This window comes from Shuttleworthella sp. (assembly GCF_057251025.1).
In genome coordinates this window covers 1-11,931 of sequence record NZ_DBHIDN010000032.1, presented here as the reverse complement: position 1 = coordinate 11,931, position 11,931 = coordinate 1, and the positions used below count along the sequence as shown (strand labels likewise).

General features: G+C 55.4%; 13 protein-coding genes and 1 tRNA gene. 11 read left to right on the top strand and 3 right to left on the bottom strand.

Annotated features, from left to right (window positions below; all coding sequences use genetic code 11):
- Positions 1 to 201: 201 nt before the first annotated feature.
- Positions 202 to 1,035 (top strand): exodeoxyribonuclease III, encoded by an 834-nt coding sequence (locus ACO5R6_RS07090; protein WP_485626489.1) that lies wholly within the window; start codon positions 202 to 204, stop codon positions 1,033 to 1,035.
- Between the two features lie 68 nt (positions 1,036 to 1,103).
- A complete protein-coding gene (locus ACO5R6_RS07085) occupies positions 1,104 to 2,492 on the top strand; it encodes a hypothetical protein (protein WP_485626488.1) in 1,389 nt (462 codons plus the stop codon).
- Between the two features lie 126 nt (positions 2,493 to 2,618).
- On the opposite strand, the gene ACO5R6_RS07080 is transcribed toward ACO5R6_RS07085, so the two are convergent.
- Complete coding sequence (locus tag ACO5R6_RS07080; RefSeq protein WP_485626487.1) at positions 2,619 to 3,044, bottom strand: DUF5684 domain-containing protein; 426 nt, start codon at positions 3,042 to 3,044, stop codon at positions 2,619 to 2,621.
- A 311-nt stretch (positions 3,045 to 3,355) separates the two neighbouring features.
- On the opposite strand from ACO5R6_RS07080, the gene rbr reads away from it, so the two are divergent.
- Together rbr and ACO5R6_RS07070 are read left to right on the top strand one after the other, a co-directional pair.
- On the top strand, positions 3,356 to 3,898 hold the full coding sequence (rbr, locus tag ACO5R6_RS07075) for a rubrerythrin (RefSeq protein ID WP_485626490.1): 543 nt from the start codon (positions 3,356 to 3,358) through the stop codon (positions 3,896 to 3,898).
- A 31-nt stretch (positions 3,899 to 3,929) separates the two neighbouring features.
- Positions 3,930 to 4,307 (top strand): desulfoferrodoxin family protein, encoded by a 378-nt coding sequence (locus ACO5R6_RS07070; protein WP_485626486.1) that lies wholly within the window; start codon positions 3,930 to 3,932, stop codon positions 4,305 to 4,307.
- Between the two features lie 159 nt (positions 4,308 to 4,466).
- On the opposite strand, the gene ACO5R6_RS07065 is transcribed toward ACO5R6_RS07070, so the two are convergent.
- On the bottom strand, positions 4,467 to 6,389 hold the full coding sequence (locus ACO5R6_RS07065) for an NAD(+) synthase (RefSeq protein WP_485626485.1): 1,923 nt from the start codon (positions 6,387 to 6,389) through the stop codon (positions 4,467 to 4,469).
- Between the two features lie 130 nt (positions 6,390 to 6,519).
- Positions 6,520 to 6,593: transfer RNA gene (locus tag ACO5R6_RS07060), tRNA-Arg, on the bottom strand.
- A 192-nt stretch (positions 6,594 to 6,785) separates the two neighbouring features.
- Between ACO5R6_RS07060 and ACO5R6_RS07055 the strand changes: the two genes are divergently transcribed.
- From ACO5R6_RS07055 to ACO5R6_RS07025, 7 genes are read left to right on the top strand one after another with little or no spacing between them, the layout of a single operon-like run.
- A complete protein-coding gene (locus ACO5R6_RS07055; RefSeq protein ID WP_485626484.1) occupies positions 6,786 to 6,974 on the top strand; it encodes a hypothetical protein in 189 nt (62 codons plus the stop codon).
- A 34-nt stretch (positions 6,975 to 7,008) separates the two neighbouring features.
- The gene (gene ybaK, locus ACO5R6_RS07050; protein WP_485626483.1) at positions 7,009 to 7,509 is read left to right on the top strand and encodes a Cys-tRNA(Pro) deacylase; all 501 of its coding nucleotides are present in this window, start codon (positions 7,009 to 7,011) and stop codon (positions 7,507 to 7,509) included.
- On the top strand, positions 7,506 to 8,663 hold the full coding sequence (locus tag ACO5R6_RS07045) for a THUMP domain-containing class I SAM-dependent RNA methyltransferase (protein ID WP_485626482.1): 1,158 nt from the start codon (positions 7,506 to 7,508) through the stop codon (positions 8,661 to 8,663). Before ybaK ends, ACO5R6_RS07045 begins: the two co-directional genes overlap by 4 nt.
- Position 8,664: 1 nt before the next feature.
- Positions 8,665 to 10,362 (top strand): lectin like domain-containing protein, encoded by a 1,698-nt coding sequence (locus tag ACO5R6_RS07040; RefSeq protein ID WP_485626481.1) that lies wholly within the window; start codon positions 8,665 to 8,667, stop codon positions 10,360 to 10,362.
- Between the two features lie 19 nt (positions 10,363 to 10,381).
- Positions 10,382 to 10,990 carry an RdgB/HAM1 family non-canonical purine NTP pyrophosphatase gene (rdgB, locus tag ACO5R6_RS07035; protein ID WP_485626480.1) on the top strand — a complete coding sequence of 203 codons (609 nt, stop codon included), beginning with the start codon at positions 10,382 to 10,384 and terminating at the stop codon, positions 10,988 to 10,990.
- Positions 10,968 to 11,444 (top strand): metallophosphoesterase family protein, encoded by a 477-nt coding sequence (locus ACO5R6_RS07030; protein WP_485626479.1) that lies wholly within the window; start codon positions 10,968 to 10,970, stop codon positions 11,442 to 11,444. Before rdgB ends, ACO5R6_RS07030 begins: the two co-directional genes overlap by 23 nt.
- A 32-nt stretch (positions 11,445 to 11,476) precedes the next feature.
- Complete coding sequence (locus ACO5R6_RS07025; RefSeq protein ID WP_485626478.1) at positions 11,477 to 11,788, top strand: rhodanese-like domain-containing protein; 312 nt, start codon at positions 11,477 to 11,479, stop codon at positions 11,786 to 11,788.
- The last annotated feature ends 143 nt before the right edge of the window (positions 11,789 to 11,931 follow it).

Genomic DNA, 11,931 nt, shown 5'->3' with positions numbered 1-11,931 from the left:
ATTATCACAAAAACCTGCTCATAAAGCTCTTGACTTTTGTTAGCAGGTTTTTGTGGGATCTTTTTTGCGTTTCGTGGCGGAAACACTTAATTTTCATCATAGAATGCTTTATGATGTTATGAGATGTCGGCGGAAGCCCGGAAGTGTTCTCGCCGCTTCTGCCATGTGTTGACAGAAGACCGGCAGGATTTAGGAGAGATAATGAGATTCATATCCTGGAATATTGATTCCCTGAATGCGGCTCTGACCGGGATGTCCGAAAGAGCTAAGATGAGTGCGGAGGTTCTCGCTGAGATTGCGGGAATGCAGCCGGACTATTTCGCCATTCAGGAGACGAAGCTGCCCGAGGCAGGGCCCAACAAGAAGCAGACAGAGGCGCTGGAAGAGATCTTCGGTGACTATGACTGTCACTATATCAGTGCAAGGCCGCCGGCGCGAAAGGGCTATGCCGGGGTCATGCTGCTGGCTCGAAGAGGCGCAGGGCCGGTGCTTGAGGTGACCAGGCCCTCCATCGGAGCGCCGGATACAATGGATGTCGAGGGACGGATCCTGACAATCGAGACAGAGAAATTCTTCTTCTCGACCGTATATACCCCCAATGCCGGAGATGGTTTAAAGCGGCTTGCGGACCGCCAGATCTGGGACGAGAGGTATGCGGACTATCTGGCAGGCCTGGACGCGAGAAAGCCGGTCATTGCCTGTGGCGACTTCAATGTGGCTCACCGGGAGATTGACCTCAAGAATCCGGCGGGAAACCATATGTCAGCGGGGTTCACCGATCAGGAGAGAGAGGGATTCTCCAAGCTCCTGGGGCGGGGCTTCTCGGATTCCTTCCGCAGGCTGCACGAGGGACAGGCGGATGCCTATTCCTGGTGGGCCCAGCGGGTCAGGACCAGCAAGATCAATAACTCCGGATGGAGAATTGATTATTTCCTGGTCTCCGACCGCATCATGGACCGGGTGACTAAGTCAGAAATGGTCGATTCCGGGGCCAGACAGGATCACTGCCCGATTCTGCTTGAGATCGAGCTCTGATGGATAGGGAAGAAGTGCGGATGCGGGGCCGGATGGCAGGCATTCTGACAGGCAGGAGGATTTAAGCTATGGAAGAGAAGAAGACAAACCCGTCCGAACAGGATATGTCTACAATCGATTTGCCGAATGAGGAGGATCTGCTCCGCGCAGCGTCTGAGGAGATCCCGGAAGAGGAGGCGTCTGCCGCTGACCATATTACGCCGGAGCAGCTGCGGCGCTATGAGGAAGAACCGGAGGATCCGGACGGCCAGACGACTGCTCCACTGAGCATGACGGCCGGTAAGGGAGAAAAGCCGGCCGGGCAGGAAGAGACAGGGCAAGCTTTGCCTGGCGGGCAGGCTCTTGCAAACCCATCGGAGCAACTCTCTAAGAAGAGAGATTTCCGCTGGCATTTGCGCTGGATCATCCCCTTGATTCTTGCTCTTATCATGCTTATTCTGGGCCTGGTCTGGACCAGCAACAGGAAGACCAAGATCGGTGACAGCTTCGACGTCCGTTTCGAGGGCTATGACGGTCAGGGGATTTTGGCCTACGATTCAGACAAGGTCAACGAGAAAATGATCCGCCTGATCGGCAAGAAGGTCGGCCTCAAGAAGGATCAGATCGAGTCTATGATCAATCGGAACACGGATGGTCTTGAGTCTGATCCCAAGTATCAGCAGGCAGTCAAGTATCTGGAGGGAACCAATATTGCCTTCGACAAGGAGACGGACTTAAAGAACGGGGACGTGGTCACCCTGAAGATCAAGTCTGACTATGACTCCTCTCCGATTGCGGATGAGACCAGGACCTACACGGTCAGCGGGCTGACCCAGATGCAGGATATGACGTCGGAACAGATTCTGGAAAAGTATCCGGTTCATTTCACAGGCTATAACGGCTACGGCAGCCTGGACTATGATCAGAGCGTCTACACGGTGGAGAAGGTCTATGACCACCTGTCCAACGGGGATGAGGTCAGTCTGCCCTTGAGTAACAGTTTCCTGGAGACCGCCAGGAAGAACGGCAAGAAGCTGGCAGAAGAGACCCTGTCGCTTAAGGTCAGTGGACTCAAAGACATCAAGGACATTGCCAAGATCTCCGATGTGGCGGCCAAGGCGGATGACCTGGCCAAGTCTGCCAATCTGGACCAGGACGGAGACTACCATAAGGTCAAGTACAGCATCAATCGGGAGAAGACCTATATCTACTTCCGCAATGGACAGATGAACATTATGAACATCTATAAGCTGGTTCGAAAGGAGAGCAACAAGGATATCTCAGGGGACCGGTGGACCGATACGGAGAAGACCGGTTACTATATCTACGGCTACAACAATTTGGCAGTCAAGAATGATGCTATATCCATGTCAGATCTGGAGGATCACGCCGGAAGTCTCTTCTCAAGCGAATATGTCGATCTGGCTGCGGCCAAGGCGGATCTGGCCGCAAAAAATTACAAGGAATACAAGCCCTGACCCGGCCTCTTACATCGGTTGCAAGGAAGAGAAGGAAAAAAGTTTGATACGACAATGCCCCCGGCCGGGATGAACCGGTCGGGGGCATCTGTGTGTTGAGAGAATCCTCTGTCAAAGTAGGGCTTTTTAGGAGAATGCCTCGGTCTGGCTCTTGTTCTCAGCAAGAGGACCCTGGTAAACCGAATCCTCAAAGCCCAGGATCAGGATGAAGATGGTATTGAGGAAGATCAGACCGGCCGCAAATCCGCCGCCATGACCAAAGGCCTTGGCAAGTTTTACCCAGAGCATAATCGACATTACAATGTTGACAAGGGGGATCAGGAGGAGGAGAAAGAGCCAGCCGTTGCCCATAGCGATCCGATAGAGCTCATAGACGTTGAGGAAGGGGATAATGGACTTCCATCCATCCACTCCGGCCTTGGTGAAGATCTTCCACATGGCGATGACGCTGATGACATAGAAGATCACGGCGACAAACCAGTAGGTCGTGAGAAGGGCAATGACTGCCGCCGTCAGCGCCGCATCGGAAGCGGGATACGTGTAATCGTACATTTCATAACTCCTTTTGCAAAATAGGTCAATTAATAACTAGAAAATTTTAGCTGATACCTGTGAAGAAAATGTGTATACGACATGGCGCAAGACGGGGGATGACGCGGAATAGCGAAATTTGAAGGATGGAAAGGGAGGATCAACCTGGCAAATAGTAAAACACAGAAAAGACACAAATAATTACAAGTTCCTACTTCCATTTGGGGGAATAGAGTGTATTATATTGATAATACTTCCTAATAAGGAAATCATTTTTGCACGATCCTTCTTATTGGGAGGCGCATCGATCGAACAAAGGAAAGGACAGGTAAATTATGGCAAATCGTTATGTGGGAACAAAGACAGAGAAGAATCTCCAAGAGGCTTTCGCCGGAGAATCTCAGGCCAGAAACAAGTACACGTTCTTCGCCTCTGTCGCAAAGAAGCAGGGCTTTGAGCAGATTGCAGCTCTCTTCCTGAAGACTGCGGACAATGAGAAAGAGCATGCCAAGCTCTGGTTTAGGCATCTGGGACTGGAGGGTGATACTGAGGCCAACCTTAAGGATGCCGCTGAGGGCGAGAACTTCGAGTGGACCGACATGTATGAGCGTATGGCCAAGGATGCGGAAGAAGAGGGATTCGCGGACTTAGCTGCCCAGTTCAGAGCAGTCGGCGCTATTGAGAAGACCCATGAGGAACGCTATCGTGCCCTGCTCCACAATGTGGAGATGCAGGAGGTCTTCAAGAAGTCTGAGGTCAAGGTATGGGAGTGCCGCAACTGCGGACACATCTGTGTCGGAACAGAGGCACCTGAGGTCTGCCCCGTCTGCAATCATCCCCGCGCCTTCTTCGAGCTGCGCGAGCAGAACTATTGATTGAGATACAGGAAAGACGGAGGAGAGCGAGATGTTATTTTACAGATGTAATGCATGCGGGAACTTTGTGACCTTCCTGGGAGAGAAGACTGCCTGCACACCCAAGTGCTGTGGCCAGGATATGGAAGAGATGGTTGCCAACACCACAGATGCGGCCCGGGAGAAGCATGTCCCTGTGGTAACCATTGATGGCAATGCCGTGGATGTACGGGTGGGCTCTGTAGATCACCCCATGACGGAGGCCCATTTGATCCAGTGGATTATTCTTGAGACCTCTGAGGGCTATCACAAGAAGGACTTGAAGGCAGGCCAGTCACCCAGCGCCGACTTCCGGCTGACTGAGGGGGAGAAGGCCTTAGCGGTCTATGCCTACTGTAATCTGCACGGTCTCTGGAAGACAGAGCTCTAAGATGTCAGAAGATAGGGCAGATATAGAGGGAAAAGACCAATAAGACCCACGAGGGTTGATCGAAAGAAAACCGGCCAATGTAGCTGCGCCCGCATGCAATGAATGCGGAAAGCTATGGCGGCCGGTTCTCTTATATCATGCCGGTACGATATGCAAGGGTCAGAGAGATCCGTCGAGTCGATCCAACTCCTCCATCCAGAGATCCACGCAGGCGTCAGAGGGCATACGGAGATCTCCGCGGGGGGAGAGGGCGACGGAGCCGACCTTGGGACCGTCCGGAAGGGTGGACCGTTTGAACTGCTGTGAGAAGAAGCGGCGGTAGAAGGTCTTAAGCCACTTTAAGATGGTCTTTGCATCATAGCGGTCAGAGAAGGTCCGAAGGGCTATCCGATAGACCTTGGCGGGAGAGAAGCCGGCGCGGAGCATATAGTAGAGGAAGAAGTCATGCAGCTCGTAGGGGCCGACCAGGTCTTCCGTCTTCTGAGAGATCTGTCCCTCCCTCGGGGGCAGGAGCTCCGGGCTGACCGGGGTGTCCAGGATGTCGCACAGGACGGATGCAAGCGCATCCTCCCCGCAGGTGTCCGCACAGAAGGCCACCAGGTAGCGAACCAGGGTCTTGGGGATGGAGGTGTTGACGCCATACATGGACATGTGGTCTCCGTTGAAGGTCGCCCAACCCAGGGCCAGCTCGGAGAGGTCCCCTGTGCCGATGACAAGGCCCCCGGCCTGATTGGCCATATCCATGAGGATCTGGGTCCTCTCGCGGGCCTGCCCGTTCTCGTAGGTGACATCATGGATGGAGAGATCGTGACCTATGTCAGAGAAGTGCTGTGTGACGGAGGCTTTGATATCAATCTCCCTGAGCCGGGCCCCAATCAGCTGTGTCAGTCGGCATGCATTGGTATAGGTCCGGTCCGTGGTGCCGAAGCCTGGCATGGTGATACAGAGGATCTTGTCCCGGTCCAAGCCTGCCAGGTCGAAAGCCCTGGCGGTGACAAGAAGGGCCAGGGTGGAGTCGAGGCCGCCGGAAATACCGATGACCGCGGATGCGGCGTGTGTGTGAAGAAGACGCTTCTTAAGACCCATGGCCTGGATGGTCAGGATTTCTTCGCAGCGGTCCGCGCGGATTTTCTCGTCCGATGGGACAAAGGGCTGAGGGGGGAAACTCCGGGTCAGGTTGGTCTCCTCGAGATCCAGAGCAAAGGGAATGATCAGGTGATCCGCATTAGAATCCGCAGGATAGGTGGAGATGCGGCGACGCTCGGAAGCCAGTCGATTCACATCGACCTCAGACAGGAGGACGCCGCTAGTAAAACGGGGCGATTCCGCCAGAAGAGTCCCGTTCTCCGCAATCAGCTTGTGGCTTCCGAAGACCAGGTCCTGTGTGGATTCCCCGTCTCCGGAAGAGGCATAGATATAGGCGGAGACTGTGGAAGCCGAGTGGGCCGCGATCAGCCGGCGGCGATAGGCGGCCTTGCCGGTCATCTCATCGCTGGCGGACAGGTTTACCAGAATGCTGGCACCCGCAGCGGCATGGGATGTGGAGGGGGGAGAGGGGACCCAGAGATCCTCGCAGATCTCGGCAGCTACTACAAGGTGGGGCAGGTCGGGGCAGGAGAAGAGGAGGTTCGTGCCGAAGGGGACATCCTCCCCCTGCCAGGAGGTCAGATTGATCTCATCAGGTGCCGGAGTAAAGTGCCGGAGCTCGTAGAACTCATTGTAGTTGGGCAGGTGTTTCTTGGGAACCAGCCCCAGCAAACGGCCGTGATTCAAGACGGCGGCGACATTGTAGAGCTTGCACCTGTGCTCCCAGGGAAGGCCGATGAAGATGAGCGCATCGACCCCCTCGGTGGCCTCCGCAATCCGCTGCAGTTCTTCTTTGGCCCGGGCCAGGAGGGCCTCCTGGAGGAAGAGGTCAGAGGGGGTATAGGAAGTAATGGCAAGCTCCGGGAAGACCATGATCTTGGCCTGAGCCAGGGCCAGGCGGGCAATCTGATCTAAGATGCGGTCTGCATTGTAGCGGCAGGCGGCTACCTTGAGATCGGGCGAGGCCGCCGCGACTTTGATAAATCCATCTTTCATATGATGCTCCTTGGAATCCGCGTGTTTTTTCTATTTTGGCTGAAAGCGAGAAGGATGACAAGGCGGAAGAGAAAAAGAAGGGCTGTGAGAAATGAGAACACACATTTCATCACAGCCCTTCTTTATGACACGTGCGTGAAGGGATTCGAACCCCCGACACCTAGTTCCGTAGACTAGTGCTCTATCCAGCTGAGCTACACACACAGGTGCTGCCTCATCGGCAACAACAGAGATTATGGCATAGGCATATGGGATTGTCAAGGGTGAAGGCTGATTTATCAGTCCGGATTTCGGGTGTTTTTGTGTCCGCTTTTGAAGTAGAATACATGAGGTGAGAGAGGGGGATAAGCGAGGTGTTTGTAAGAGATAAGGCATTTGTGATAGAAAGAGGCATTTATGAGGGATAAGAAGAGACTTGTGATTCTGACCATCGTCATTCTCCTTCTTATGCTTCTGGCCGGCTATATCAAACAGCAGCAGGTCCTTAAGAGCCGGCAGGGATTTGCCCCGAAAACATGCATCTGCATAAGCTTGCCGAGTGACTGTAAGATGCGGCTTGCAGATGGCGGGGAGGGGTATCTATAATGGATGTGTATGATTTCAGGCATGTGAGGATCAGATGAGCAAGAAGGATGAGAAGACCAATGTGATGCGGCTTCTGGAGCAGAGGAAGATCTGCTACAGGGCCTACAATTACGAGAAGCTAGGCCTGACCAATGGCAGGGAGATCGCGAAGGCTCTGGGGGAAGATCCCGATCGGGTATTCAAGACCCTGGTCACGGTCGGAAAGACCGGGGCCAATTATGTCTTCGTCATACCGGTCTGCGCAGAGCTGGATCTCAAGAAGGCGGCCAGGGCGGTCGGGGAGAAGTCCATCGCCATGATCGCGCAGAAGGAACTCTTGCCCCTGACCGGTTATGTGCACGGGGGCTGCTCCGTGATCGGCATGAAGAAGACCTTCCCTACGGTCTTGCATGCGTCCGCCGGAGAATATGATCAGATCATCTTCTCCGGCGGCAGAGTCGGATTTCAGGTTGAGGTCGCTGTGTCTGACTTGGAACAGCTGATCCGGCTCTCCTACGCGGACATCACAGTGGATTCGTGTGAGGTGGGACATTGAGACAGATACAGATTGCGGCCCCCTGCCATTTCGGGATGGAGGCGGTGCTCAAGAGAGAAATATACGATCTGGGCTATGAGATCTGCCGGGTTGAGGACGGAAGAGTCATCTTCGAGGGCGACTTCGAGGCTCTGGCCTACGCCAACATTCACTTAAGGACGCCGGAGCGAATCCTTCTCGTCCTGTCTGAGTTTACGGCCGAAAGCTGGGAGGAATTCTTCCAGGGGATGAAGGCCATCGCCTGGGAAGACTACCTGCCCGCCGATGCCAGGTTCTGGGTCGCCAAGGCGACTTCCGTCAAGTCCAAGCTCTTCTCGACCAGGGACATCCAGTCCATCGGGAAGAAGGCCATGGTGGAGCGGATGAAGGAGGCTTACGGGAGGGACTATTTTCCGGAGACGGGGGCGGAATTCCCCCTTCGCATCTTCCTCATGAAGGACCGGGTCACTGTGACCCTGGATGCGACGGGGACGCCCCTCCACAAGCGGGGTTACCGCACCCTCACGGCCAAGGCTCCCCTGTCTGAGACGCTTGCGGCGGGCCTTCTCATGCTGACCCCCTGGCATCCGGACCGGATCTTGATGGATCCCTTCTGCGGATCGGGGACGATCCTGATTGAGGCGGCCATGATGGCAGCGCATATCGCGCCGGGACTGGACCGGTCCTTTGTGGCGGAGCAGTGGACTGACCTGATTGACCCTAAGGTCTGGAGCCAGATTCGGTCGGAGGCGCGGGGGCAGATCAGGCCGGACGTCAAGACCAATCTGCAGGGGTTCGATCTGGATCCCAAGATGGTTGATATTGCCCGCAGGAACGCTCGCCGGGCCGGGGTTGAGGAACTGATTCACTTTCAGCAGAGAGATATCCGGGATACTGCCCATCCCGGAAAGTACGGCTTCATTGTGACCAATCCTCCCTATGGTGAGCGCCTGGAGGAGCAGAAGGATCTGCCGGAGCTCTATGAGGCAATCGGTCAGGCCTATCGCAAGCTGGACGCCTGGTCCATGTACATCATCAGCTCCTACGAAGATGCTCAGAGATATCTGGGGCGCAAGGCAGACAAGAACCGGAAAATATACAATGGTATGATCAAGACCTATTTCTATCAGTATCTGGGGGCCAAGCCACCCAAGCGGAAGAGACAGGAGAAGTAGAATGCGATATTCTCGCAGATATATAGCCTTTAGCCTGGCATTGGTCCTGCTCTGCGGACTCAAATTCACGGACCGCGTAGACCAGTTCTCCGAGGTTCACAGCTATCAGAATACCAAGCAGGAGGCGAGTAGCTTCTACCCCATGCAGGCGGCGCATATCAATGCCTCAAGGAGTATCAAGGCGACGCTTGACGGGGAGAATATCAACGGGAGCTATCGAGATTTCCTGGTGGACGACCGGATGGAGTTGATGGTCTCAAGCAAGCTGATTCCGGACCTCTTCGGCGCGCATATCAGCGTCCATGCAGACGGCAGGATCAGTTATCAGAGGGGGAAGAACAGGGCCAGCCTGTTCAAGAATCAGAAGGAGGGGACCTATAACAAGAAGCCGGTGACCTTAAGCTGCGCGCCCATCATGGAGGGGGAGGTGTGCTTCCTGCCCCTTAGGGACCTGGCAGACTGGTGCGGATATAAGCTGGATTGGGATGTCCGTTCCCGGTCCGTGAATATCTCCTCTGAGGGCAACCGCAAGGTGGCCCTGCCGCTTCGCTTCGACCTCAGGGATGAGGAGATGGTAAGCCAGATCCGCGACCAGGGATCTGCCTCGGAGTGCTGGGCCGACGCGGCGGTCGGCGCCCTGGAGTCATCTCTGCTTCCGCAGAACAAGGCCCATTACTCGGTGACCGATATGGTCAAGAACAACGCCTTCGGCCTGGACAGCAGTCTGGGAGGAGACTACGAGATGGCCTCCTCCTACCTCCTCTCCTGGAAGGGACCGAGGAATGTGAGTGATCATCAGCTGGACAGGCATGTCCAGGGGGTTCGCTTCCTGGATCAGAATTCTCTGTCCAGCATCAAGAGAGCGATCTATGAGCGGGGCGGGGTGACCTCCTCCCTCTATGTCGATATTGCGGGTGCGGATATTTCCGCCGCAAGCTACTATTCCGGTGAGCACAATTCATACTGTTATAAGGGGAAGAACCGGCCCAATCACGATGTAATCATCGTGGGCTGGGATGACAACTTCCGGGCTGAGAACTTCAACGGCAATGCGCGTGAGAGCGGGGCCTGGATCTGTCAGAACTCCTGGGGCAAGAATTTCGGCGAGTCGGGCGTCTTCTATGTGTCCTATGAGGATTCCACGATCGGGAGTCAGGCGACCTCCTATGCCCAGGTGGAGGAGAAGGAGAATTTCAAGGATATTTACCAGTCGGACCTGGCAGGCTGGATCGGTCAGGTAGGCTATGGGACCGGTGTGATCAGCGCCGCCAATTTCTACACCGCAAGGGAGGAGGCCCAGGTGGAGGCCGTGGGCTTCTATGCACTGGGGGAGAACACCCGTTACCGGGTCTCCTTTGTCTCCAATGCAGTCGGAGACGCCAGCCTGGCGAATCGTGTCACGGTGGCATCCGGTCTCGTGAAGGAGAGAGGCTTCTATACAATTCGCTTCGACAGCCCCAAGGAGGTCGGGGCCGGCCGCAAATTCGCCGTTGTGCTAGAGCTGGATACGCCGGATGCAAGCCAGCCCATGGCCATCGAGTATCGGGCGGGAGACAAGCGGACCGAAAAGGTCTATCTGGGCGACGGCGAGGGCTATATTTCCAAGGACGGCAGGCAGTGGGAGAGCGTCGAGCGGAAGATGTCCGCCAACCTCTGCCTCAAGGCCTACAGCAATCCGGTGAGACGACAGGATCGGTGAGAGAGACAGGAGCTTCAGAATGAAAATCATTTTTGCCAGCGGAAACGAGGATAAGATGCGGGAGATCCGGGAGATTATGGCCGGCTCCCCCTATGAGATCTTCTCTATGAAGGAGGCCGGGATCGATCCGGAGATTGAGGAGAATGGGAAGACCTTCGAGGAGAACGCCCTGATCAAGGCCAGGGCCGTCCAAGGTCTGGCTCACGATGCAATCGTCCTGGCGGATGACTCCGGCCTTGAGGTCGATGCCATGGATCGGGCGCCGGGGATCTATTCGGCCAGATACATGGGAAGGGATTGCCCTTATGAGGTCAAGAACCGGCACATTCTGGATCGGCTGGCCGGACTGTCCGGGCAGGACCGGACCGCTCGATTCGTCTGCGCCATAGCGGCTGTGTTCCCGGATGGGGAGGAGGTCGTGATCCGCAAGACCATGGAAGGCTATATCGGAGAGAAGATGTCCGGGGAGAATGGGTTCGGCTACGACCCTATTTTCCTGCCGGAGGGCTATGCGGTGTCTTCTGCGGAACTATCCGCAAAAGAGAAGAATCGGATCAGCCACAGGGGGAAGGCCCTTCGGGCCATGCGGGAGAAATTGGTGGAATATGCGAGTGCTCATCGTAAGTGACAGTCACGGGAGACATGATAAATTAGAAGAGGTCATTCGCAGGGTGCGTCCGGACCGCTTGATCCACTGCGGAGACATCCTGACCTGCCAGCCGCAGGTGCAAGCCATGGCAGACTGCCCCGTTCATGTGGTGCGGGGCAACAACGATCTGGGGACGGACCTGCCCTACGACCTGGTCCTCCCCCTGGGGCGGCATAAGCTCTATGTGACACATGGTCATCGGGAGCATGTCGGCTGGGGACTCAGAGAACTGGCGCTTGCGGCCGCGGAGCACGGCTGCGATTATGCCGTCTTCGGTCACACCCATGCCCCGGTGATGGAAGAGGTCTGCGGGGTTACCCTGATCAATCCGGGCAGCATCAGCCTGCCGCGGCAACCGGGGAGGAATCCCTCCTTCATCGTCTGTGATGTAGATGATAAGGGGGACCTGCATTTTACCCAGAATTATTTGTGATCCCTGCCGAAAAATAGCAATGGAGGAGAAGTATGTTTGGCTTTGGAGAGAGACAGGATATCAATGCCGGGGTGGAGGAGTACAAGAAGACCGACCGGGCAATTCTTGTAGATGTCCGGGAGGCGGATGAGTTCGCATCCGGACATATTCCGGGAGCGGTCAACCATCCCCTGTCACAGATTGCGTCCATCGGCGACCGGATCCCAGACCGGGACCGGCCCGTCTTCGTGTACTGCCTGAGTGGTGGTAGAAGCGGCAAGGCCGCGGGTCGGATGCAGAAGCAGGGATTTAAGAATGTGAAGAATATCGGAGGCATCGCTGATTACAGGGGCCCCAGAGAGTGAGAGACGCCTTAGAGGAGAAAGTCTATCTAAAAGAAAAGGAACCCCCTTTGAACTCTTGGCAATCAAGGGTTCAAAGGGGGTTCTTCTCATGAGCCATGCGGGACTCGAACCCGCGACAACCTGATTAAAAGTCAGGTGCTCTA

Coding starts and splice junctions, on each gene's coding strand:
- ACO5R6_RS07090 (WP_485626489.1), top strand. CDS start 202: ATGAGATTCATATCCTGGAATATTGATTCCCTGAATGCGGCTCTGACC.
- ACO5R6_RS07085 (WP_485626488.1), top strand. CDS start 1,104: ATGGAAGAGAAGAAGACAAACCCGTCCGAACAGGATATGTCTACAATC.
- ACO5R6_RS07080 (WP_485626487.1), bottom strand. CDS start 3,044: ATGTACGATTACACGTATCCCGCTTCCGATGCGGCGCTGACGGCGGCA.
- ACO5R6_RS07070 (WP_485626486.1), top strand. CDS start 3,930: ATGTTATTTTACAGATGTAATGCATGCGGGAACTTTGTGACCTTCCTG.
- ACO5R6_RS07065 (WP_485626485.1), bottom strand. CDS start 6,389: ATGAAAGATGGATTTATCAAAGTCGCGGCGGCCTCGCCCGATCTCAAG.
- ACO5R6_RS07055 (WP_485626484.1), top strand. CDS start 6,786: ATGAGGGATAAGAAGAGACTTGTGATTCTGACCATCGTCATTCTCCTT.
- ybaK (WP_485626483.1), top strand. CDS start 7,009: ATGAGCAAGAAGGATGAGAAGACCAATGTGATGCGGCTTCTGGAGCAG.
- ACO5R6_RS07040 (WP_485626481.1), top strand. CDS start 8,665: ATGCGATATTCTCGCAGATATATAGCCTTTAGCCTGGCATTGGTCCTG.
- rdgB (WP_485626480.1), top strand. CDS start 10,382: ATGAAAATCATTTTTGCCAGCGGAAACGAGGATAAGATGCGGGAGATC.
- ACO5R6_RS07030 (WP_485626479.1), top strand. CDS start 10,968: ATGCGAGTGCTCATCGTAAGTGACAGTCACGGGAGACATGATAAATTA.
- ACO5R6_RS07025 (WP_485626478.1), top strand. CDS start 11,477: ATGTTTGGCTTTGGAGAGAGACAGGATATCAATGCCGGGGTGGAGGAG.